This is a genomic window from Bacillus atrophaeus (assembly GCF_001584335.1).
GTDB classification, from domain to species: Bacteria; Bacillota; Bacilli; order Bacillales; family Bacillaceae; genus Bacillus; species Bacillus atrophaeus.
This window is the reverse complement of the sequence record NZ_LSBB01000017.1, coordinates 92,516-112,680: the sequence shown is the minus strand read 5'-3', so window position 1 is coordinate 112,680 and position 20,165 is coordinate 92,516. Positions and strand designations below refer to the sequence as shown.

The 20,165-nt window shown below is 44.3% G+C and carries 25 protein-coding genes and 1 pseudogene; 7 read left to right on the top strand and 19 right to left on the bottom strand.

Features of this window, described 5'->3' with window-relative positions; genetic code table 11:
* Positions 1 to 69 precede the first annotated feature (69 nt).
* The 4 genes from ntdP to fabL all read right to left on the bottom strand — a co-directional run bounded on the left by ntdP (position 70) and on the right by fabL (position 2,251).
* Positions 70 to 600, bottom strand: a complete 531-nt coding sequence (gene ntdP / locus AXI57_RS08675) for a nucleoside tri-diphosphate phosphatase (protein ID WP_004430623.1) — start codon at positions 598 to 600, stop codon at positions 70 to 72.
* 144 nt (positions 601 to 744) lie between these two features.
* Positions 745 to 1,005, bottom strand: coding sequence for a YgaB family protein (locus AXI57_RS08670; RefSeq protein WP_004430620.1), 261 nt, complete (start codon positions 1,003 to 1,005; stop codon positions 745 to 747).
* A 176-nt stretch (positions 1,006 to 1,181) separates the two neighbouring features.
* Entirely contained in the window at positions 1,182 to 1,430 is a 249-nt protein-coding gene (locus tag AXI57_RS08665; RefSeq protein ID WP_004430614.1) for a gamma-type small acid-soluble spore protein, read from the bottom strand.
* Positions 1,431 to 1,498: 68 nt separating this feature from the next.
* Positions 1,499 to 2,251: an enoyl-[acyl-carrier-protein] reductase FabL gene (gene fabL / locus AXI57_RS08660; RefSeq protein ID WP_004430608.1), complete on the bottom strand. Its 753-nt coding sequence runs from the start codon at positions 2,249 to 2,251 to the stop codon at positions 1,499 to 1,501.
* An 82-nt stretch (positions 2,252 to 2,333) separates the two neighbouring features.
* Between fabL and AXI57_RS08655 the strand changes: the two genes are divergently transcribed.
* Complete coding sequence (locus AXI57_RS08655) at positions 2,334 to 2,558, top strand: hypothetical protein (protein ID WP_004430607.1); 225 nt, start codon at positions 2,334 to 2,336, stop codon at positions 2,556 to 2,558.
* 22 nt (positions 2,559 to 2,580) lie between these two features.
* On the opposite strand, the gene mutY is transcribed toward AXI57_RS08655, so the two are convergent.
* Positions 2,581 to 3,675, bottom strand: coding sequence for an A/G-specific adenine glycosylase (gene mutY / locus AXI57_RS08650; RefSeq protein WP_061669840.1), 1,095 nt, complete (start codon positions 3,673 to 3,675; stop codon positions 2,581 to 2,583).
* Between the two features lie 231 nt (positions 3,676 to 3,906).
* On the opposite strand from mutY, the gene AXI57_RS08645 reads away from it, so the two are divergent.
* Positions 3,907 to 4,890, top strand: coding sequence for a metal-dependent hydrolase (locus AXI57_RS08645; protein ID WP_061669839.1), 984 nt, complete (start codon positions 3,907 to 3,909; stop codon positions 4,888 to 4,890).
* Here the strand turns inward: AXI57_RS08645 and AXI57_RS08640 are convergent.
* From AXI57_RS08640 to AXI57_RS08615, 7 genes are all read right to left on the bottom strand, one after another.
* Complete coding sequence (locus tag AXI57_RS08640) at positions 4,883 to 7,465, bottom strand: YfhO family protein (RefSeq protein ID WP_061669838.1); 2,583 nt, start codon at positions 7,463 to 7,465, stop codon at positions 4,883 to 4,885. The two genes, AXI57_RS08645 and AXI57_RS08640, sit on opposite strands and share 8 nt — an antisense overlap.
* Positions 7,462 to 7,596 carry a hypothetical protein gene (locus tag AXI57_RS22265; RefSeq protein WP_255265380.1) on the bottom strand — a complete coding sequence of 45 codons (135 nt, stop codon included), beginning with the start codon at positions 7,594 to 7,596 and terminating at the stop codon, positions 7,462 to 7,464. Before AXI57_RS22265 ends, AXI57_RS08640 begins: the two co-directional genes overlap by 4 nt.
* Entirely contained in the window at positions 7,583 to 8,536 is a 954-nt protein-coding gene (locus AXI57_RS08635) for a glycosyltransferase family 2 protein (protein ID WP_061669837.1), read from the bottom strand. The genes AXI57_RS22265 and AXI57_RS08635 overlap by 14 nt, the downstream gene beginning before the upstream one ends.
* A 220-nt stretch (positions 8,537 to 8,756) precedes the next feature.
* On the bottom strand, positions 8,757 to 9,623 hold the full coding sequence (locus AXI57_RS08630; RefSeq protein ID WP_061669836.1) for an alpha/beta fold hydrolase: 867 nt from the start codon (positions 9,621 to 9,623) through the stop codon (positions 8,757 to 8,759).
* Entirely contained in the window at positions 9,610 to 9,957 is a 348-nt protein-coding gene (locus AXI57_RS08625; protein ID WP_061669835.1) for an SdpI family protein, read from the bottom strand. Before AXI57_RS08625 ends, AXI57_RS08630 begins: the two co-directional genes overlap by 14 nt.
* A gap of 175 nt (positions 9,958 to 10,132) precedes the next feature.
* Positions 10,133 to 10,669, bottom strand: coding sequence for an SH3 domain-containing protein (locus tag AXI57_RS08620; RefSeq protein ID WP_061669834.1), 537 nt, complete (start codon positions 10,667 to 10,669; stop codon positions 10,133 to 10,135).
* A gap of 127 nt (positions 10,670 to 10,796) precedes the next feature.
* Positions 10,797 to 11,066: a YfhJ family protein gene (locus AXI57_RS08615; protein ID WP_004430597.1), complete on the bottom strand. Its 270-nt coding sequence runs from the start codon at positions 11,064 to 11,066 to the stop codon at positions 10,797 to 10,799.
* 116 nt (positions 11,067 to 11,182) lie between these two features.
* Between AXI57_RS08615 and AXI57_RS08610 the strand changes: the two genes are divergently transcribed.
* Positions 11,183 to 11,335, top strand: coding sequence for a small, acid-soluble spore protein K (locus AXI57_RS08610; RefSeq protein WP_004430596.1), 153 nt, complete (start codon positions 11,183 to 11,185; stop codon positions 11,333 to 11,335).
* A 40-nt stretch (positions 11,336 to 11,375) separates the two neighbouring features.
* Here the strand turns inward: AXI57_RS08610 and AXI57_RS08605 are convergent, their stop codons facing one another.
* The 3 genes from AXI57_RS08605 to recX all read right to left on the bottom strand — a co-directional run bounded on the left by AXI57_RS08605 (position 11,376) and on the right by recX (position 13,835).
* Entirely contained in the window at positions 11,376 to 12,575 is a 1,200-nt protein-coding gene (locus tag AXI57_RS08605) for an MFS transporter (RefSeq protein ID WP_061669833.1), read from the bottom strand.
* A 134-nt stretch (positions 12,576 to 12,709) separates the two neighbouring features.
* Positions 12,710 to 13,036, bottom strand: a complete 327-nt coding sequence (locus tag AXI57_RS08600; RefSeq protein ID WP_061669832.1) for a YfhH family protein — start codon at positions 13,034 to 13,036, stop codon at positions 12,710 to 12,712.
* Positions 13,037 to 13,043: 7 nt separating this feature from the next.
* Positions 13,044 to 13,835, bottom strand: a complete 792-nt coding sequence (recX, locus tag AXI57_RS08595) for a recombination regulator RecX (RefSeq protein WP_004430590.1) — start codon at positions 13,833 to 13,835, stop codon at positions 13,044 to 13,046.
* A 90-nt stretch (positions 13,836 to 13,925) separates the two neighbouring features.
* Here recX and AXI57_RS08590 point away from each other — a divergent pair, with 90 nt between their 5' ends.
* From AXI57_RS08590 to AXI57_RS08585, 3 genes are all read left to right on the top strand, one after another.
* Positions 13,926 to 14,837, top strand: coding sequence for a TIGR01777 family oxidoreductase (locus tag AXI57_RS08590; RefSeq protein WP_004430588.1), 912 nt, complete (start codon positions 13,926 to 13,928; stop codon positions 14,835 to 14,837).
* Between the two features lie 58 nt (positions 14,838 to 14,895).
* Positions 14,896 to 15,006 carry a YfhE family protein gene (locus AXI57_RS20775; protein WP_003223230.1) on the top strand — a complete coding sequence of 37 codons (111 nt, stop codon included), beginning with the start codon at positions 14,896 to 14,898 and terminating at the stop codon, positions 15,004 to 15,006.
* 77 nt (positions 15,007 to 15,083) lie between these two features.
* Positions 15,084 to 15,275 carry a YfhD family protein gene (locus AXI57_RS08585; protein WP_004430587.1) on the top strand — a complete coding sequence of 64 codons (192 nt, stop codon included), beginning with the start codon at positions 15,084 to 15,086 and terminating at the stop codon, positions 15,273 to 15,275.
* Between the two features lie 38 nt (positions 15,276 to 15,313).
* On the opposite strand, the pseudogene AXI57_RS08580 reads toward AXI57_RS08585, so the two are convergent.
* From AXI57_RS08580 to AXI57_RS08565, 4 genes and pseudogenes are all read right to left on the bottom strand, one after another.
* Positions 15,314 to 15,897: pseudogene (locus AXI57_RS08580) on the bottom strand (nitroreductase family protein).
* An 80-nt stretch (positions 15,898 to 15,977) separates the two neighbouring features.
* Entirely contained in the window at positions 15,978 to 16,859 is an 882-nt protein-coding gene (locus tag AXI57_RS08575) for a PhzF family phenazine biosynthesis isomerase (RefSeq protein WP_061669831.1), read from the bottom strand.
* A 116-nt stretch (positions 16,860 to 16,975) separates the two neighbouring features.
* A complete protein-coding gene (locus AXI57_RS08570) occupies positions 16,976 to 17,989 on the bottom strand; it encodes a FecCD family ABC transporter permease (protein WP_087941833.1) in 1,014 nt (337 codons plus the stop codon).
* A gap of 38 nt (positions 17,990 to 18,027) precedes the next feature.
* Positions 18,028 to 19,029 (bottom strand): FecCD family ABC transporter permease, encoded by a 1,002-nt coding sequence (locus AXI57_RS08565; protein ID WP_061669830.1) that lies wholly within the window; start codon positions 19,027 to 19,029, stop codon positions 18,028 to 18,030.
* A 153-nt stretch (positions 19,030 to 19,182) separates the two neighbouring features.
* Here AXI57_RS08565 and AXI57_RS08560 point away from each other — a divergent pair, with 153 nt between their 5' ends.
* A complete protein-coding gene (locus AXI57_RS08560) occupies positions 19,183 to 20,160 on the top strand; it encodes an ABC transporter substrate-binding protein (protein ID WP_010787999.1) in 978 nt (325 codons plus the stop codon).
* Positions 20,161 to 20,165: the final 5 nt, after the last annotated feature.

The window sequence follows — 20,165 nt, the reverse complement described above, 5'->3', positions numbered from 1 at the left end:
TCTCTTTATCATGATGTGCGAGCCCATGTGAAAAACCTGTTGCACCCCCAACAGGTTTTTCATTAAGAATTATTTTGTATAACGCAGAAACCGTTCATACCACATATCTACAAATTCTGGAGCAAACGGCCCTTTTCGCTGGTGAATCCAATGCAGCAGCGTGTTCAGATATTCTCTCAAAATACTGTCGATTTCTTTTGGATAATTCATTAATTTTCGATGGTCATCGTACTCGTCTTCATCAAGAATATTATAAGTCATATCAGGAAATACTTTGACATCCAAATCATAATCAATATATTTAATCGCTTCGTCATCATAGGCAAAGGGCGAACTGATATTGCAATAATAGTGAACTCCGTCTTCTCTCAGCATCCCGATGACATTAAACCATTGTCGCGCATGGAAATAACAGATTGCGGGCTCCCTTGTCACCCATGTCCGGCCATCTGATTCTGTCACCATCGTCCGGTCATTTGCGCCGATGACACACATTTCTGTACTTTTTAAAATCGTCGTTTCATTCCAAATTCTATGAATCAGCCCGTTATGCTTATAGCTGTGAATTTGAATGGTTTCTCCTTCCTTGGGATAGCCCATTTTTCTCCCCTACTTTCTATAAAGCCCTGCGGTTAGTATGTCCAAATTTCCTTTATGACAACGTCTTTTACCTATTATAACGTTACAAATTAAAAAATGAAAATAAAAGAACCATTCCGGTGTCGGAATGGCACATTTTAAGCGCTACACATAAGAAGACGGTTTTTCTGATCTGCGATAGGAGCGAATAACCTGTTCGGTCTGCTTTTGAAATACACTCTGTATGTCAGCCAGATCTTTTCGTTTTATCGCAATCTCCTCCTGAATGGTGTGCAGCCTTGCATCCCGTTCCAAATGCCGGAGTTCTGATTCAACTTGTTTGCACCGGTCAAGCTCTGCCTGCAGGTCGAGAAGCTTATCCATAATCTTCATTTGTTCGCTTACCAGTTTTTCAAATTCTGACATCCGGTTCCTCCTTCATGCCTGGTGCAGGGTATATGGTTTTCCATACAGTATGATTTCTATTTTGCTGAATAAATCCCTTTGACTCTTTATGTTGAGCTTTCACAAGTTTTGTCGTTTTATAAAAAGAAAAAAGCACTTCCACCCGAGGATGAAGTGCTTTTTTTCTGTTTCAGTGATTAGCTGTTTTGTTGTTTGTTTTGTTCAGCAGATTGGTTTTGCTGTCTTACTTGCTGAGCATCAGTTTCACTAGCGAATTCAGTGCCGAATTGTCCTTGTCCAGCAGCTGATTGTTGGTTTTGTTTTCTTACTTGTTGTACGTTTGTTTCGCTAGCAAATTCTGTACCAAACTGACCTTGGCCAGATGCTGATTGTTGGTTTTGTTTTCTTACTTGTTGAGCGTTTGTTTTGTTGTTTGAGTTAGCCATGTTTATCACCTCCACGACAATTAGAATGTGCAGGAGATAAACGGGCTATTCATATTTCGAAAAAAATTTTAAACGAGCAGAGAACGTCCGCCATCGACGATGATAGTCTGCCCGCGGATCATATCCGCTTTTGAAGAAACTAAAAATTCAACGGTATCCACCATGTCTTTAATGTCGACCATTCGTCCGGCAGGCGTATTTTGGCGCGCGTCCTCCAATAGGTCTTCCCTGTTTGGAAAATGCTTAAGTGCATCCGTATCAATCGCTCCGCCGGAAACCGCATTGACGATAATCTGTTTTTGAGAAAGCTCGACCGCCAGATAGCGTGTTAATGCTTCAAGAGCGGCTTTTGACACGCCGACTGTCGTATAGTTTTCAAGATAACGGATGGACCCTAATGAACTGATGCTGACAATATGCCCGCCTCCGTTTCTTTCCATAAGCTTGGCCGCTTCCTGGGCGCAGAAAAGCAATGCTTTCGCATTAATGTTCATCGTCCAGTCCCAATGGGTTTCTTCAAGCTCCATGACAGGTCTTAATACGCCTGACGCAGCGTTGTTAATAAAAACATCAAGTCTGCCGAATGTTTCATCAATTTGCTGAAACATTTCTTTTATTTTTGCAGGCTGTCCGACGTTCGCTTTGACAACAAGCACTTTAACGCCGAGCTTTTCAATTTCCTCAGCAGTTTCTAACGCCGCTTTTTTGCTTCGTGCATAGTTAATAACGATGTTGTAGCCCTGCTCAGCAAGTCTTATTGCGGCTGCTTTTCCGACGCCGCGGCTGCTTCCTGTGACGAGCGCACATTTATTTTGTTCCATTTTTTCCTCAGCTCCTTGTTGTGTATAGTTCTTTCATTTCCACAAATAATAATGATAACAACGAAAAAGGGGGTCTTCTGTTATGTATGTCGGACGTGATATGGGCGAACTTAGTATGATATCCAAAAAAGATTGGAAAAACAGTGAGCTCTCTTATTTTCATCATGCCTTCCAACAAATTATGCCTTATTTGAATGAAGAAGGCCAATCAAAATATCGTGAATTAAATCAAGAAATTGAAGCGCGCGGCGGACTGAAACGAAATGAAGCAGATTACAGCCACGGCACACGCATCAGTTATGATTAAGGCTTAAGGCAGTCGGTTTATGCTACTCGGCTGCCTCAACAGCCATTTTCCATATTTTTTGATGAGAGACGGGAAATGCGAATTCCTCAAGCTGTTTTTTCGTTACTTTTTTCAGACGTGTGCTGTCCGACACTTGTTTTACTTTACCGAAAAATACAGAAATATTCCAGACAAGATGGGTGAAAACGTGCTCGACAACACCTTGCAATTCGTCAATCTCCGCATTTATCCCCATTTCATTCTCTAAAAATAAGACGAGCTGGTCGCGTTCTGTTTTGATTCCTTTTTGTGTTTCAACATTCGGGAATTCCCACAGGTTGGCAAGCAGGCCTTTTGACGGACGTTTATGGATATATATATTTTCTTGATCATCTGTCAGGACAACCGCCGCCATTGTCTTGATCCCCGGTTTTTTCTTTTTGCTTTTGACGGGAAGTTCTCGTTCAGAGCCTTCCGCAAAGGCTGAGCAATGCTTCTGCACCGGGCACAGCAGGCAGGACGGCGACTTCGGTGTGCAGATGATCGCTCCGAGCTCCATCAGCCCTTGATTAAATTCAGATGGTTTTTCTTTAGAAATAAATGCATGAACCGCTTGCTCGAAAATGGTTCTCGTTTTTGGTTTGGCAATATCATCCCAGATGGAAAGGATTCTGGACATCACGCGCATTACGTTTCCATCAACTGCAGGTATCGGTTTGTTATAGGCAATGCTGAGCACAGCCCCTTTTGTATAAGGCCCGACTCCTTTTAAGCCGCCGAATTCCTTTTCCGTAGAAGGGACGGTCCCCCCGTACTGCTGCTGCACTTCTTTTACGGCGCTTTGCAGATTTCTGACTCGCGAGTAATACCCAAGCCCTTCCCATGCTTTAAGAACTTTTTCTTCATCGGCCTCCGCCAATGCTTCGACGTTGGGAAACTGCTCAACAAACCGCAGAAAGTAAGGGATAACCGTTTCTACTCTTGTTTGCTGCAGCATTACTTCTGATACCCACACCTTATACGGGTCTTGATCTTCTCTCCACGGCAGAATTCTTTGTTCTCTTTCAAACCATGTAATTAAATCATCACGAAACATGTCTATATCTTTTTGCTGTAGTTTTTCTTCAAGTGCGTTCATTTGAGTTTCTCCTCGGTCTTTCGTTGCCTCAATCGCGCCCCGCTTTTCTTAAGACTGTTTTTTGTAGTACACTTAGGGCACAGTACGATAATATGTTACATTAAATATAGATAAAGAAAAAGCGGAAACATATGAGAACAAGTCTGTTTTATGATTTGGCAAATGTAAAATGGGGAATATCTTTAATGTGTATGTGCAGGCTATACGATTTTACCTGCAAGGAGGTCACCAATGGATACTGGCACTCATGTTGTCATGGGCATCGCGCTCGGCGGTATTGCGACCCTGGACCCGGTCATCGGCACGGATACTTCGATGGCACACGCCGCTATGATTGCAACGCTTGCGGGCTCTCAGGCTCCCGATATTGACACAGTGTTAAAGCTGAAGAATAATGCCGTTTATATAAGAAACCACAGAGGTTTCACCCATTCAATTCCCGCTGTTTTGTTCTGGTCAGTGGCGATTCCGGGGATATTGATGTTGTTTTATCATCATGGAAATTTTCTTCACTTGTGGCTGTGGACACTGCTGGCCGTTGTGCTGCATGTTTTCGTTGATATATTCAATGCATATGGAACACAGGCAATCCGGCCTTTTTCAAAAAAGTGGGTAGCTCTCGGTTTAATTAATACGTTTGATCCATTTATTTTCATCAGTCATCTGGCGGCGATTGCCGTTTGGTATGTCGGCGGTCATCCCGGTATAACCTTCTTGATTTTATATGCTGTACTGGTCGGTTATTACGTTGTCAGGATTATCATGCAGCTGAGGATTAAAAGAAGGCTGCGGGAGCTGATTGACGAGGACATCGAAACCATTATTATATCGCCGACGATGAAATTCAGACAATGGCGGATTGCGGTTACGACCGCCCATGCGTTTTATGTTGGCAGAAGCCTTGACGGCCATGTCGTTATACTTGATACGTTCAACCGGGTTCCCGTGCCTGAAACAGATGTAATGAAGGCCGCGCAGCAGGATGAAAACATCGCTGCGTTCCTATCGTTTTCACCTGTGTACAGGTGGGAGGTTGACACATACAAGGACCATTATGAGGTCCGGTTTATTGATCTCCGCTATCGCAGCAAAGGGCACTATCCGTTTGTCGCAATCGTTCACCTCACCCATGATCTTGAGCTTAAATCTTCTTACACAGGGTGGATATTCAGCGAAGAAAAGCTTCAGAAAAAATTAAAGCTCGGCTCTATTTAGAGCCGGGCTTTTTTCGTTTTCTGATATAAAAACAAGCAATGGCGAGACTGACCAAAGTGACGGCTGCAGCCGGTTTAAAATAAGGAGGATAGTAGGCCAGCTCAATGCGGTTCTCCCCTTTTTGGGCACGGAAACCGATAAAGGAATAATCAGCTTGTTCCACCGGCTGTTTTTTCCCGTTGATCTTCAGCTCCCAGCCTTTCTCATACGGGATTGGGAGCTTGATATATCGAGCATTTCCCTTATTTTGATATGTAATGTTGAGTTTATTTTTGTTCCAGTCTATTTTAGCCGGCTGTTCTTCTTTTTCTTTTTCGGCAGCGGCTTTTAAGGTTTGATAGGTTTCTTCATAGAGCGTAAAGCGCTTAAGCTCATAGGTTCCTTTCGGCAGCTCGATTGTGATTTGGTTTGTTTTCGGCACTCTGATGGTGAGGTCGTTTACTCCGGTTTTATAAATGGATTTGTTTGATTTTCTTGTTGTTACATAATCATTCACTTTCAACGTAAAGCCTTTGTCCTTCGCCTTGCTTTTCAAATAGAAACTGAGATAATAATCGCCCGGTTGTTTTGACGGAGATTCCGGCGTGATAATCAGTTGTCCGGTTGATTCCATTACCGTCAGCTGTCCGTTTTTATATTCCGCATGCTTTGCTGTAATGTTTGAATGTGAGATCAAATTGTTCAGCTTCGGCGGTTTCTCAGTTTTCCCTGAAGGATCTTTTATGACAATTCCCCGTAACATCGCCTGTTCTTTCACAAGCGCCGGAGACCCGTCAAAATCTGTTTCATTGTACACCTGGCCGGCGGTCTTCACGAACGGAAGCACATGTTGATTTTGATAGACAGCGTAATGTTTTGATTCCATTATTTTTGTAAAGCCGTAAGGGACATTGGCTGTGTTCGTTTTTTCCGTCATGAAGTACTTTCCGTAAAGCAAGCTGTATAAATTCGCTCTGCCTCCCATTGATGCGTAACGGCTGACACTTTCCCTCCCCATATCTATATTGAGATCATTCCAATAAAAAGACAGGAGATTTTGGTTCAAAATGCTGGAATAAGCGCTAAATCCGTTAAATCCATACATGATGGGCGTATTATTGCGGACGCCATTCATCCAATCCAACCTGGCTAAAGGATCGGTATCTTTTGATTGCAGGCGGCTGATGAGCTCCGTTTGCTCTTCGCCTTTATACTCTCTGCTTGTTAAATAGGTGTTTGAAACGGTTTGAAGGCCTCCTCCGTCTGACAACACATATTTTTGATAGATGTTGGCAATCAGCACAGCTGACAGGACAATCACTGCATATACGGTGAGACGTGACTTTTTAAAAGTCAGCTTTGACACGAAAAGGGCAGCAATTGTCAGAAATAAGAGCAGGATGACACTGGTATATGCCGGTTTTGTCAGATCAAGCCCGTGCCGGTGCTCATTGTACCAGTAAAACAGGATGGCGATTACGCTCGCTCCCAGCATTTCCTTCCATCTTACCTCAGACAGCTGGGACAAACCTGCGGCTACAGCTCCCGCAAGGGTAAAGGACAACACATATTCAAACCTGTATTGAGGAGCTGAAAAGCCGTTAAAGACACTTGCGGCATAAGGACTGTAATGAAACATGATGAAAAGCACGCTGAGCCCCGCAAATAGGCGAAATACACGATTTCTGTACAAGGAGAACGTAAACAGAAACAGCAGAAAAATCGCGGGAAGCACGATAATTCGGCTTGAAAATAAAATATTGTCAGAGAAATCGAACCACTCAATCTGCCCGCTGTACGGCGGGCGAAGGTTATGTAAATATCCGTATACAACAGGAATAAAGGCTGCCGCGCTGATGCCGAAAGAAATCAGGCCTGAGATCATAAACATTTTAAATTGGGCGAGTTTTTTAATCTCGCCTTCTTCAAGCCTGATCAGCCATCTGAATAGAATGTAAATGCCGATAAAGATCAGATTCATATATGCGAAGTAAAAGTTATTGATTAAAGTCAGCGCGCAGGCCGCGATAAACCACGCAGGCCGGCGTTCCCTGATGATTTTTTCCGCTCCGTAGACGAGAAGCGGAAGCCATATCATCGTGTCGGTAAAAAACTCCCAGTATGCTTCATGGCGAAAATAAATAATGGATACCCCGTATAATACGGCCCCGACAAAAGCCGCTCCTGTATGTTTAACGATATAACGCAACACACCGGCGGCAGTAAATATAATAAGGCTGAGCTTTGCAATGCTGATAAAAACGGCCGCCTGCGCCCAAAACAGCGTATCAGCTTCCCCCGCCAGATGGACAAGCTGAAGAATTCGGACGACGGCAGAAGTCAGGATAAATAGAAAGGAAACAGAAAAATAATAGCCAAGCTGACTGTAGACTCCGCCGCCAAGTCCAAATGAATAATTGTAAAAAAAGTTGCCTTGCATGTATTGTTCAAAAAGCATTTTTTTGAAGACGATCATTTGTGCAAGACCGTCTCCCGGTCCTGTCATATATCGGCCCTCAGCCCATTCTTTAAGGAAAAAAGCGTGGGCGCAAATCGAAATGAGCAGGCTTGCAGCAAACAGATATGCTTTTTTCATTTCGCTGCCACAGCCTTCCAGCCATAAAAGCCGCGCATACAAAAAGAGCACTGCCATCTCTTGTTCATTACTTTCAGTGCGGAATGCTGATGCTTCTTTTTTGTCTCTTTATTTACTTCAATTTGTTTCATTTTGATCTCCATTAGGGATATTCGCTTCTTGAATTAAATAATGCGGTCTTTTTTTCGTTTCATAATAGATTCTGCCGATATATTCTCCGATGATCCCGAGGCTTAACAACTGAATGCCCCCGAGAAACAAAACGGCTGTAATAATGGTGAAATAACCCGGCACTGCCACGCCGTTTGTCATGATTTTGACGAACGTGCTGATGATATAAACAATGGATAGCAGCAAAATAAAGATTCCCGTATAAAAACAAATGCGCAGCGGCTTGTTGTTAAAAGATACGACACCGTCCATTCCGTAGTTAAAGAGATTGCTGAATGACCATTTGGATGTACCGTTTTTTCGCTCGACATTTTCGTAAAAAACGATTTTCTGATCAAAGCCGATCCAGCAAAACAGCCCTTTCGAGAAGCGGTTGCCTTCACTTAATTTCAGCAAAGAATCGACCGCCTGGCGGCTTAGCAGGCGAAAATCACCGACACCGTCCCGCAAATCCACTTCCACCGCTTTGTTTATAAATTTATAATAAAGCGATGAAAGTGCGGAGCGGACCGGATTATCCCCTTTCCTGTTTCGCTGGGCAATCACTTGGTCATACCCTTCCTCATAGCCTTTAATAAATTCATGCAGCAAATGCGTCGGATGCTGTAAATCCGCGTCCATCACAATGACAGCCTCGCCCTGAACATGCTCAAAACCGGCCAGAATCGCAGCTTCTTTTCCGAAGTTCCGGGAAAAAGAAATATATTTGACTCTGTCACAAATTTGAGTCAAATTTTTGATCTGCTGAAGTGTGTCATCTTTGCTTCCGTCGTTTATGTAGAAAATTTCATAATCATAATGAATGCTTTTGAATTCCTTTTTCAAGGATTCATGAATGAGTTTGACGTTGTTACCTTCGTTATAGGACGGGATAATAATTGAAATCAATCCTTGTTTCATTAAGGCACCTTCTTTTGGTATATTCTTTTTTAAGTATTGCCTTATGGGAGGTGTACGCAAATTCTTCAGTAAGGCTATTCCTTTTTTAAAAGTCGTTTAAACCTATTATTTGTTACATTTTGTTTAAAAAATTTCAATTTGCGTATGTTTTATTGTTATTTTGTCATGTTTTTAACCATCTATGAGAAAAAAAGAAAAAAGTCTGCGAAAGAGACAGACTTTACAACGTGTTGTTATTTATAAATTCTAGGATCAGCCTGTTCACAATGTCAGGTTTTTCATGGTTGATCCAATGTGTTGCCTCATCCACAAAAATGAGATGGCCGTTCGGACAGCGTCTGACGGTTTCTTTCGCAAGCTTCCTGCTTAAGAAACGGTCTTCCATCCCCCATATCAGCCTGTAAGGTACCGTGTGTTTCGGTTGAAGTGCCCTTAATCCGCCCATTCCTATTGCTCTGTACCAGTTCAGCATGGATGTGAGCGCTCCTGGTTGGCTCCAAGCTTCTTTATACTTGCTTACATCCCGGCTTGAAAAAAGCTCAGGGCGGTTTGTTAAGCCGATAGCCTGATCCAATACTTGATACTCGTTCCGTTCTAAAGACGCCTCCGGTATATCCGGAAGCTGAAAAAAGGCAATATAGGAGCTTTTTTTCCACTGTGGCGGATAAACAGGCGTTACCTTTCTCATGACTGTCGGGTTAGGCATATTGACAGCAATCAGTCTGTCTGCATATTCAGGTCGGGTGGCTGCCAAATGCCAAGCTACAGCTCCTCCCCAATCATGTCCGATCACAATCGCTTTGTCATGCGTGAACTGGGTAATGAGGCCGATGATGTCATTTCTTAATGTGTCGATCATATAATTCCTGATGCCTTCCGGTTTTTCACTCAAATTGTATCCTCGCTGATCAGGCACGATCACTCGATAGCCCGCTTCTGCCAGCGGTTTGATTTGGTTCTTCCATCCGTACCAGAATTCCGGGAACCCGTGCAGCAGCACAACTAAAGGGCCGTCCTTAGGTCCTGCTGAAGCTACATGCAGCGTGACTCCGTTTGTTTTCACATATTGAAATTCAATGTCTGCCATCTGTTTCCCCTCCATGTTTCAGCTTTTTCAGCCTGGTTTGCGTTGTGAAAAAAATCAGACTACATGCGGTGAGCAGATAAATGAACTGTAGGATGATATTAAAGACGGTTTCCGGTCCTAAAATTGTGTCGCTCACAAAACCAGCCCCCATGACGAACAATCCGCTGATTAGCATGACATTTGCGCTGTACCGATTGCCTTCTTTCCATAACGTATCCTCTGACATTGAAAGCCTCGTTCTGTAACCGTACAAGCTGTTGATATGCCGAGGCGGGAAGCATTTAACCAAGAAACCCGCAATCACCATTAATCCGCCGCCGATTAAACCAATCATGTCACCACTCTCCTTTCTTAGTATTACGAAAGAAGTCAGGAAAAGGTTTCCTGTAAAAAAGCCAGGTCATGGTAAATGATCTGGCTTTTGTTTGCTTGCAGCCGCTGATAGCGGGCATCGGAGGACGTCCGCGTTTTAGCGATTGATTCGGTTTGTGCACACGCTGAGTCTGACTTTACTTGATATTCAACTGTAAATCGTCAGTATGGATATAACCTCTTACTCCGTCATAATCAACATATGCCCAGTTGAAATCAAATCCGCCATTCTCACTGAATCCCCATCCTAAGAAAGAAACTTGGGTGCCTGAAGAAATGCTTTGTTTTTTGCCGACTTCTGGTGTCGGTGAATAAAAAATTGTTTTATTTGCTGTTTTTGCGAGGCTTGTCTGTTTCATTAAGAAATGAGTGGATATATACGCTTTTTGGCCTTTGAATTGAATCTCGGCCCAGTCGGCGCCTGCAAAACCTTTCACATTCACTTTGTCTTCTGATTTCAAGGTGCCGAGAATTTTCCCTTTATGATTGGGTTGTGTTCGGACGTTCAGTTCGCCTGCTTTAATCATATATGAATCTGTTGGCATTGTGACATTCGTTTGGTGAGATGATGCTGCTTGTGCTGTCGGAACGGCATCAAAAGGAACATTGCCTGCTGCTGTGAATCCCAGTCCAGCGGCCGCGGTAAAAGCGATCAGTGCTTTTTTCATTTTCATATGTAGTTCCTCCTCGCATATTGACAAGATATAGTAGGTATTTCCACCATTGATTCAGTTTTAAACCTCTTTTCTTATAAATAAGAAAAGACCCGCCGGAAACATCCGGCAGGTCTTTGTTTTTCGTTTAATGCAGCAGTCCTCTGCTTTGATTCAGATAATCATTCACATCTTCACGCGCGCTTTGAAACATGTGGAGCTGGCTGCCGTAGTGGTCAATCCATTCTTTTACGATCCGCTCCGTCATTTCTTCGCCTTTATAAGTGTGTCCTGCTTTGGCATAGGTCGCTTCAAAATCCCCCCATAACAGCTCAACCCAAGTTTTCGCCTGTATATAGCTGAGCATCTCATTTTTCTCAAGCAGCAAATTTGTCAGCTTCTCAATATATGTATTCATCGTTAAACTCCTTCCAAGAAAAAAATTACGCTTTAAAACGGCTTGTTCTCCATATACTAACCTTACGTCTTCAGATGATGAGACGCAACTTTTTGATCTTGACTGGGGGTAATGATATGGTACGGAACAAAGCAAAAGGCTTTCCTAACTTAAACAACAATAAATTTGAAGGCGAACCGAAAGCGAAGGATGACTTTGCTTCAAAGCGCCCCGACGGTTCAACGAATACGCATCCTCAAGAAAGAATGAGAGCATCCGGTAAACAATAAGGAAAAACAGCTGCGGGCGTCTGCAGCTGTTTTTGTGTGTCTAGCTTTTATTGATTTCATATTGATACATGCTTTTCTTTTCAGAAAAATGCGCGAATGTGGACAGAACTAGGCCAAGAGCGGTCACCAGCGCTCCGCCGGCAAACAGCCAGTGATAAGACCCGGTTCCGCTTAAGATGATTCCGCCGATCCACGCTCCAAGCGCATTGGCGAGGTTAAACGCAGATACACTGACAGCTGCGGCGATGGTTGTCCCGCTATTAGAAGATGAAATTACCTTTGTTTGCAAGAGCGGAGGGGTGCCGAACGCGCAAGCCCCGAATAAGAACGTGGCTAAAATGGCCGCTGCCGGATATACCGCCATGTATGGAAAAACAGACAGCACACCGATTAAACCGATCATGACGCCAATCATCGTCCGTGTCAGCAGATGAAGCGGCACTTTTCCTGCGAAAAAGTTTCCTGCGACTCCGCCTAACCCGTAGGCAAATAAAGCGCCCGTGATGCCCACGGTGCCGAATCCTGCTGAATTTCTGAGCATCGGTTCAATGAACGTATAAGCGATAAATACGCCTGAATAACCCAGAATCGTAATCGCAAACGAATACAGCACTTGCTTTTGTTTGAACACGCCCCATTCATTCATAAGCACCGGAATGACTTTTGGTTTCCGGTTCGGAACAGTCAGCATAAGTCCGATAAAACCGACTGCGCCAAGGATGGTAATAATTCCAAAGACAAATCGCCAATTCATGATATCTCCTAAGTAGGAGCCGAACGGAACGCCGAGCATTAAGGCTACTGTTAAACCGCCGTTCATGGATGCGGCGGCGGCTGAACGTTTTTCAGGCGGCACCATTTCACTTGCAAATACCATTGCGATAGCAAAGAAGGCACCGTGTATCGAAGCTGATAAGATTCTCGAAATAGCCAATACAGCAAAATTAGGCGCTAACACGCTGATCAGGTTAGACAGGATAAAGACGCCCATTAATCCGAGAAGCACAGGTTTTCTCGGCAGTTTGACTGAAATAATCGTTACGAGCGGGCCTGTCAGACAGACGCTTGCCGCATACGCGGTGACAAGAAGCCCCGCAGAGGATACATGTATGTTAAAGTCATCGGCAATCGACGTCAAAATACCCATCACAGCATATTCGGTATACCCGATCGAAAAGGTGCAGATCATTAATACGAAAATGATCAGTTTAACTGATGCCTGCTTATTTTTGATACTCAACGCAAATCGCCTCCTTTTTAAAAAACAACAGATTTCATCTTAAAAGATATCAGAGGCGAATTCAATCATTTTTCCCCAAAATATTATAGCTAATGTGCTGGTGCCTTTTTTTCAAAAAAAGAAGAGGCCTGTTTTCAGCCTCTTCTTTCACCTTTTTCTTTTAAGACAGATATCGGCAGGGCCTCTTCCTGTTCGGGAGAAGATTTCCGGAACCCCCATGCAAACACTCCGTTTAAATAGCTGATATGAAACTCGTCCTCTGAGCCTTCTATCTGGTAGCTTTCGCCCGGTGAAAAGTCTTCCGGTTTCAGCAAATATGCTTTTGCCATCGTGATTTTCCGTTCCAGCACTGCCAGTTCATTTACGATTCCAAGCTGTTCCGCTTTTCTCGCTTTTTCAGAAAGTCCGGAAATTTCTGTATGCAATTCGTGCTCAGTCATTTGGCTGTATCGTTTGTCCATTCTGTAATTACTCCTCTTCCTGCAGAAATTGGTCTATCATATCCAGTGAGAATCCTTTTCTGAATAAATATTGTTTTACCTTCATCTTGCTCTCGTAGGAGCCGTCATATCGGTATTTTCTTAGCGCCTTTTCAGCGTGCTGCCGTAACGCTTCCCTTTCTGTATCTTCATCGTTTGCATACTCGGTCTGCTCAAGCGCCGCTGTGATGACGTCGAAGGAGAAGCCCTTTCGCTGCAAAAGCATTTGCGCTCGCTGCTTGATTTCTTTTGTAGAGAGCTTTTTTTCTTTTTTCAGGATTTTTCCGATATGCTTCAGCGCCTCTTCTGTCTGTTCCTCAAAAGAAAATGTGCTCAGTGTCTCTTTGATCGTGTCATCGTCGATCCCCTTTGACCTTAACTCTTTATAAAGAACGTCCGGTCCCTTTCCATTTGTTTTCTTATGTGTGCTCGCATAAGCTTCTGCGAACTCTTTATCATTCAGATAGCGATAATCATTCAGCTTATGGATGATTTCTGTAATGGCCGGATCTGATATTTCTTTCTTCTTTAAATGGTCCGTTACCTCTTTTGTTGAGCGCATCCGGTATGATAAAAATTCAAGCGCACGGTTAAAGCCTTTCTTTACTTCATCCCCGTATTGAATCTCAACGATATCAAGGTCGTCGAGTTCTTTTCCTTTTTTCAGGTCGAATTTGACGAGTACGTCCGCATCCACACTGAAAGCATATTTATTATCGAGAAAAATGTTAAAGCGCTCGGTCGTTTTTTTCTGCGTTGTGATTTTCGTGATAAACGGCATGCCGATCTCCCTTCTTGCGCCCGTGTCAGGCGTTTTCTTTTATTAAAATGAGGTAAAGTATAACTATCAGAATCATGAGGAGAGATGTTTATGAATATTGCGATGACGGGCGGCACCGGATTTCTCGGTCAGCATCTGACAGGTGTTTTCACCCGGCAGGGACACCATGTCTATATTCTATCAAGAAAACCGAAAGAAACTGAACAAAAAAATATCACGTATGTTCAATGGCTGACTGAGGATGCTGCGCCTGAACAAGAGCTTCCCCATATTGACGCCTGGGTGAATCTCGCGGGACAATCCATTTTTGGCCGCTGGACGGAAGATACAAAACAGCAGATTCTCTCCAGCCGCGTTGATTCAACGAGAGAAGTGAGAAGGCTTATTCATAAACAAACGGACAAACCGGACGTCCTCATTCAGGCGAGTGCTGTCGGCATTTACGGTACGAGCGGCACCGAGTCCTTTACTGAGGATTCCCCCACATCAAATGAAGACTTTCTCAGCCATACGGCGCATGTATGGGAGCGCGAAGGACAAAGGATCGAAGCGCTCGGCATTCGCACCGTTTATGCAAGATTCGGCGTCATGCTTGGAGAAAAAGGCGCCCTGCCCCTGATGGTGCTGCCATACAAGCTGTTCGCCGGAGGGACGATCGGTTCAGGGGATCAATGGCTGTCATGGGTCCATGTGGGCGATGCGGCCGACTTGATTTCCTTCGCGATCGAACACGACAGCGTATCCGGCCCAGTCAATGTAACATCACCAAATCCTGTCGAAATGAAACAGTTCGGCAAAGCGATCGCACGCATCAAACACCGTCCGCACTGGCTTCCCGTGCCGGAATTCTTTTTAACAAAAGCACTGGGCGAAATGAGCCTGCTTATTGTGAAAGGACAGCGCGCTCTGCCTAAAAAAGCCATTGTAGAGGGGTTCCGTTACACCTATTCAGATCTCGGCTTTGCACTCTCCCATCTATTAAAGAACCGGAACGCTGTATAAAATTAGCAGGAATGCATCACCCTAAGAATACACTGTTTATCATAAAGGAGGGTCTTTTATGGAAAAGAAGCGGGAGAAACATCAGCAGGGAGCGAATCTGAAAAAAATGCAGGAAGTACTTTATTCCGGCGAATTTAAAAAAGCAGAAAAAGCTGCCAAACGCAAATAAACTTTGCTTTGAATAGAAACGCGTCAGCGGCAGATACTATGTTTGTTTGATATCACTTTTTTCAGGGGGAATGTGTAATGGGCAGAAATCATATCCACAAAAACCGTGATAAAAACAAACAAAAACTTCCTCAAGTTCCTGACGCATATAAACGTGAAGCTGACGGCGTATATGAGGAATACTCAAGCGAGCTTGCTGATTCAGCAGACCGTGAAGCACAAGCGCGTATGAAAGCCGCTGACAACCGGGCGAAAAATAAAAACCGTTAACCGGCAAAAACCCCGTCTCTTCTGAAGACGGGGTTTTTTTACAGTTCAGTAAACCGCTCGCGCACAGGTGTGCGGTCTTTGACTTTCGGCATTTCATCAGGATAGCCGGTTTGGATGATAGCGGCAAAGCGTTCGTCGTCCTTCAACCCGAAAGCCTTGTGCATCTCTTTATCGTAAAGGATTGGGCCGCTTTTCCACACCATGCCGATCCCTTTTTCCCAGGCAAGGAGCTGAAGATTTTGGATGAGGCAGCTGACAGCTGCAAAGTCGTCATCTTTTGCTCTTTCATTTTCATCCACTTTACATACAACAAGAAGAAAACCGGGCACACCGCTCAGCGTGTTTTTCACATTTTGCACCTTTTCTTCTGTCAGGTCGGGTTTTGTTCGTTTGAAAAAAGATATATACTGATTTGCCAGATTTTTTTACCTGTTTCGCTTGAGACGTAAATAAATCTCCACGGCTCCGTCAGTCTGTGGTTTGGCGCATATACAGCGGAATCAAGCATCTCCAGCATGATATCTGAAGCAACTGGTTCAGCTTTGAATTTTCTGATTGATCTTCTATTTCGGATAATATCTCGAATGGATGAATGTTGATTTATTTGTTCGGTGTGAGGCATGCCGATTCACCTTCCTATACAATTGAAAATGATTATCATTAGTAATGATAACGGAAAGGAATGCCTTTTGTAAACTAAAATCAGATGTTAAGTATCAGGGTTTCCGCATATACGGCGGTTCCTGTCATTTTTATTTTCATTTCTTGGTTTTCTTCAAGGACAGCAATTTCAACTTTTCCGTCTTTCCCCATCTCTTGTCCTTGTTCAATTGTGAAAACCTGCTGATCCGCATGACCGTATGTTTTCATATAGGCAGCCATCACGCCGGAAGCTGTGCCGGTTACGGGATCTTCCGTTGTTCCCGAATAAGGCGAGGAGAAATGGCGGCCGTGCAGATCGCAATCGGGATGAATCGTTTCAAACGTAAACGGATGGACGGAAGCTTTGGGAAGATCAATTAAAACGTCTGGGAATTGATTGTTGTTAGGCCTTATTCTTTTTGAAGCATCTAAGGTTTTTAACGGAACAATTGTCGTCCAGATCCCCGTATTGCCATAAACAATCGGCAGTTTGTCATGAAAATCGCTGATTGTTAAGCCAAGAGAGGCCGCCAGCTTTTCTTTATCTCCTGTAAAAGCTTTAAATTGGGGAGAAGCCTGTTCAAGGGTAATATGGATACGCCCCTCCCTTTCTGAAATCTCCACAGGCAAAATGCCGGCTTTCGTTTGTATGTTATATGTCTTCCCCTTTTCAAGACCGCCTTTTTCGCACAATGCAAATAATGAGGCGACGGTTGCATGTCCGCATAAGTCCATTTCGTGTCCAGGTGTAAAATAGCGGATTTCTAAATCGGCCGAATCGCTTTTCAATAGAAAGGAGGTTTCCGAATAACCTGTCAATTCAGCAATTTTTTGCATATCATCTTCTGAATAGCTGTCTCCGTCAAACACAATTCCCGCCGGATTTCCTTGGTTAGGTTCGCTCGCAAATGCTTCATATTTCAATACCTTTGCCTCTCTCATGTCAAGCCATCCCTTTCTGCTTTCATTGTCACGTTTTAGTATAACAAACAAGAAATGAGAATATTTAGTATTTTAAAACAAAAAACTCATTTTCTTCTGAAAATGAGTTTTCTGCATCAGTTATTTCTTGTTTTATATAACAGATAAATGAAGTAAGGTGCGCCGATCGCGGCTGTGAAGACGCCAGCCGGGACTTCCACCGGGGAAAAGAACGTTCTCCCGACAATGTCAGCCAGCAAGACAAGCAAACCGCCGATCAGTGCAGATACAGGCAAGAGCGCGCCAAACGACGAACCGACAAGCCGCCTTGCAATGTGGGGCGCCATTAAACCTACGAAACCGAGGGTGCCCGCAACAGAAACCGCACAGCCGGTTAAGGCGGTACTTAACAGCAGCAGAAAAAAACGGTTTCGCTGAACAGAGCTTCCCGCACCAGCAGCCACATCCTCACCAAGCCCTTGTATATTCATATTTTTAAGCGAAACAAAACAAATCACTAAGAGTACAATTGAAAATGCCGCAGCCACTTTCACATGCTGCCAGTTTGACCCGTACACAGAGCCTGTAATGTAAACATTGGCTTGAGACGCCCTGTAGATAGGACCTTTAATCATCAGCAGTGTCGTCATCGCCTGCGCGCACATGGAAAATCCTATGCCGATCAACACGAGACGGAAGGTCGAGGCGCCGTTTTTGTAGGCTAATACGTAAATGATGAGCCCTACGAGCGCGGCGCCGATAAAGGCGGCGACGGGAAGCCAGGACAGACTGACCGTCAGCGAATCATTGCTGTCTGAAAAGAGCAAGAGAAAAAGCATAACCGCCACAGCGGCGCCGCCTGTTATTCCGATAATATCAGGAGAAGCCAATGGATTGCGGACCAGACCTTGCAAAATCGCGCCGGCAACAGCCAAACAGATCCCCGCTACTAAAGCGACCAAAATCCTTGGCATACGGAATGACTGCACAATCATTTCATCGAGCGTTGTGCCTGCCCCAAACAGCGTCTTTGCCACTTGCCACGGGGAAATAAACCGCTGGCCGAGACCGGCGCTTATCAACAGTGTTGCCGCCGTCAAGATGAGTAAGATCAAGAAGACGAACAAGGCTTTTTTTTCGGCTGCCGTCATGACTTTTCCGCTGCCGAAGCGAAACGTCCGAATCTGTTTCATATAGTCTTCCCCCTTCTTGCAATATAAACAAAGATCGGCATTCCGATAATCGCCGTCATTACACCGACCGGAACTTCCTGCGGCATAATAATATAGCGCGCGCCAATATCTGCGGTCACAAGCAGGATCGCGCCCAGCACAGCGCTAAAAGGCAAAATCCAGCGGTAGTCATTTCCGATGACAAACCGGGCAAAGTGAGGAATGATAATCCCGATGAATGAAATCGGCCCGGCGATCGCAACTGCCGAACCGGCAAGCAGAACGATACATATCGCCATAACTAATTTTAACAGACCCGTTTTTTGCCCAAGGCCCTTGGCTACGTCTTCTCCCATTGACAGCAGATTTATTTTTTGTCCGAGGAAGAAACTGATGATCAGCGCAACAGCGGCATAAGGCAGCATTAACAAAAGCAAATGGAGACTGCGTCCCTGTACAGAGCCTGTGAGCCAGAAAAGCACCTGTTCAAGCTCAAGCTCATTCACAGCGAGCAATCCTTGAGTCAGAGAGGAAAACATCGCCGCCATAGCAGCTCCGGCCAGCGTCAGCTTAACCGGAGTTAACCCTTCCCTCCCCAATGAGCCAGCTCCATACACAATCGCCGCGGTAAAGGCTGCGCCGATAAAAGAACTCCACCCCAGCGCATGGGGCGATTGGATATGGAGAAAGAATGAACCGGCGACCACGAAAAATCCAGACCCCGCGTTTATTCCGAAAATCCCCGGAGAAGCGAGCGGATTTTTTGTCAGCGCCTGCATTAAAGCTCCGGCGACAGCCAGCGAGGCCCCGACCGCTGTGGCTACGAGGGCGCGCGGCAGCCTTACATTTTGCACGATTAAGTGTTCGTTTGATCCATCAAAAGATGTAAACGCTTGATAGACCAATCCCCATGATGTATCTGTATATCCATACACGACACTCGCACAGTTTACTGCCAATAACAAAATAAGAAGACTAATCAAAACCAGAACTTTAAAATACGTCTTTCGAAAGAGCATCGTCCAATTCTCCTATTTTTCACTATGTATACATCCTTATTAATTTTATCAGACTCTAGTGATTTTGAAAATCAACCTCAATTAATGATTGACAGTCAGATTGTTGATAATTATGATCTAATTGAGAACAGATTTCAATGTAGGAGGAAAAAAATGAAAAAGCAAATCACCATGCTATTCGTATTCGTTATGGCGATCATGGTACTTTCTGCCTGTAACAGCAGCGGGAGTTCAAATGACAGCAAGGGGAACAGCAGTGAAACAAGAACGATTAAGCATGCGATGGGGACGTCAACTAACATTCCCGCGAATCCAAAGCGAATCGTGGTGCTGACGAATGAAGGAACGGAAGCGCTTTTAGCCCTCGGAATTACTCCCGTTGGGGCAGTCAGATCGTGGAAAGGCGACCCGTGGTATGACTATATTAAAAGCGATATGAAAAATGTAAAAGACGTGGGGCTTGAAACCGAGCCGAATGTAGAAGCGATTGCGGAATTAGAGCCTGATTTAATTATCGGAAATAAAGTGCGCCAGGAAAAGATTTATGACCAGCTGAATAAGATAGCGCCGACTGTCTTTGCCGAGTCTCTGGCGGGCAATTGGAAAGACAATCTGACTCTTTATGCAAACGCCGTCAACAAAGCGGATAAAGGAAAAGAAGTCATTCAAACATTTAATAAACGTGTGTCCGACATCAGCGGAAAACTTGGCGACCAGAAAAACAAAACGGTTTCAGTCGTCCGTTTTATGTCCGGCGAGTCCAGAATCTATTATAAAGACTCTTTTTCAGGCATCATTTTAGACGAGCTTGGATTCAAGCGTCCGGAAAAACAGAAGGAATTGTTCAAAAAACAGAAGGATCAATTTATTTTTTCAACCGACAGTAAAGAATCGATTCCTGACATGGACGGTGATGTCCTGTTCTACTTTACGTATACAGCTGATAACGCCAAAGATAATGTAAAATGGCAGAATCAGTGGACGAGCGATCCCCTTTGGAAAAACCTGAAGGCCGTTAAATCTGGAAACGCTCATGAGGTGGATGATATCGTCTGGACGACAGCCGGCGGAATCAAAGCGGCGAACCTGCTTCTGGATGATATTGAAACAACTTTTTTAAAAACAAATTAAACAGA

Bases quoted from the DNA above. Each gene is read 5' to 3' on its own strand.
- ntdP (WP_004430623.1), bottom strand. From the start codon at position 600: ATGGGCTATCCCAAGGAAGGAGAAACCATTCAAATTCACAGCTATAAG.
- AXI57_RS08670 (WP_004430620.1), bottom strand. From the start codon at position 1,005: ATGTCAGAATTTGAAAAACTGGTAAGCGAACAAATGAAGATTATGGAT.
- AXI57_RS08665 (WP_004430614.1), bottom strand. From the start codon at position 1,430: ATGGCTAACTCAAACAACAAAACAAACGCTCAACAAGTAAGAAAACAA.
- fabL (WP_004430608.1), bottom strand. From the start codon at position 2,251: ATGGAACAAAATAAATGTGCGCTCGTCACAGGAAGCAGCCGCGGCGTC.
- AXI57_RS08655 (WP_004430607.1), top strand. From the start codon at position 2,334: ATGTATGTCGGACGTGATATGGGCGAACTTAGTATGATATCCAAAAAA.
- mutY (WP_061669840.1), bottom strand. From the start codon at position 3,675: ATGAACGCACTTGAAGAAAAACTACAGCAAAAAGATATAGACATGTTT.
- AXI57_RS08645 (WP_061669839.1), top strand. From the start codon at position 3,907: ATGGATACTGGCACTCATGTTGTCATGGGCATCGCGCTCGGCGGTATT.
- AXI57_RS08640 (WP_061669838.1), bottom strand. From the start codon at position 7,465: ATGAAAAAAGCATATCTGTTTGCTGCAAGCCTGCTCATTTCGATTTGC.
- AXI57_RS22265 (WP_255265380.1), bottom strand. From the start codon at position 7,596: ATGAAACAAATTGAAGTAAATAAAGAGACAAAAAAGAAGCATCAGCAT.
- AXI57_RS08635 (WP_061669837.1), bottom strand. From the start codon at position 8,536: ATGAAACAAGGATTGATTTCAATTATTATCCCGTCCTATAACGAAGGT.
- AXI57_RS08630 (WP_061669836.1), bottom strand. From the start codon at position 9,623: ATGGCAGACATTGAATTTCAATATGTGAAAACAAACGGAGTCACGCTG.
- AXI57_RS08625 (WP_061669835.1), bottom strand. From the start codon at position 9,957: ATGATTGGTTTAATCGGCGGCGGATTAATGGTGATTGCGGGTTTCTTG.
- AXI57_RS08620 (WP_061669834.1), bottom strand. From the start codon at position 10,669: ATGAAAATGAAAAAAGCACTGATCGCTTTTACCGCGGCCGCTGGACTG.
- AXI57_RS08615 (WP_004430597.1), bottom strand. From the start codon at position 11,066: ATGAATACATATATTGAGAAGCTGACAAATTTGCTGCTTGAGAAAAAT.
- AXI57_RS08610 (WP_004430596.1), top strand. From the start codon at position 11,183: ATGGTACGGAACAAAGCAAAAGGCTTTCCTAACTTAAACAACAATAAA.
- AXI57_RS08600 (WP_061669832.1), bottom strand. From the start codon at position 13,036: ATGGACAAACGATACAGCCAAATGACTGAGCACGAATTGCATACAGAA.
- recX (WP_004430590.1), bottom strand. From the start codon at position 13,835: ATGCCGTTTATCACGAAAATCACAACGCAGAAAAAAACGACCGAGCGC.
- AXI57_RS08590 (WP_004430588.1), top strand. From the start codon at position 13,926: ATGAATATTGCGATGACGGGCGGCACCGGATTTCTCGGTCAGCATCTG.
- AXI57_RS20775 (WP_003223230.1), top strand. From the start codon at position 14,896: ATGGAAAAGAAGCGGGAGAAACATCAGCAGGGAGCGAATCTGAAAAAA.
- AXI57_RS08585 (WP_004430587.1), top strand. From the start codon at position 15,084: ATGGGCAGAAATCATATCCACAAAAACCGTGATAAAAACAAACAAAAA.
- AXI57_RS08575 (WP_061669831.1), bottom strand. From the start codon at position 16,859: ATGAGAGAGGCAAAGGTATTGAAATATGAAGCATTTGCGAGCGAACCT.
- AXI57_RS08570 (WP_087941833.1), bottom strand. From the start codon at position 17,989: ATGACGGCAGCCGAAAAAAAAGCCTTGTTCGTCTTCTTGATCTTACTC.
- AXI57_RS08565 (WP_061669830.1), bottom strand. From the start codon at position 19,029: ATGCTCTTTCGAAAGACGTATTTTAAAGTTCTGGTTTTGATTAGTCTT.
- AXI57_RS08560 (WP_010787999.1), top strand. From the start codon at position 19,183: ATGAAAAAGCAAATCACCATGCTATTCGTATTCGTTATGGCGATCATG.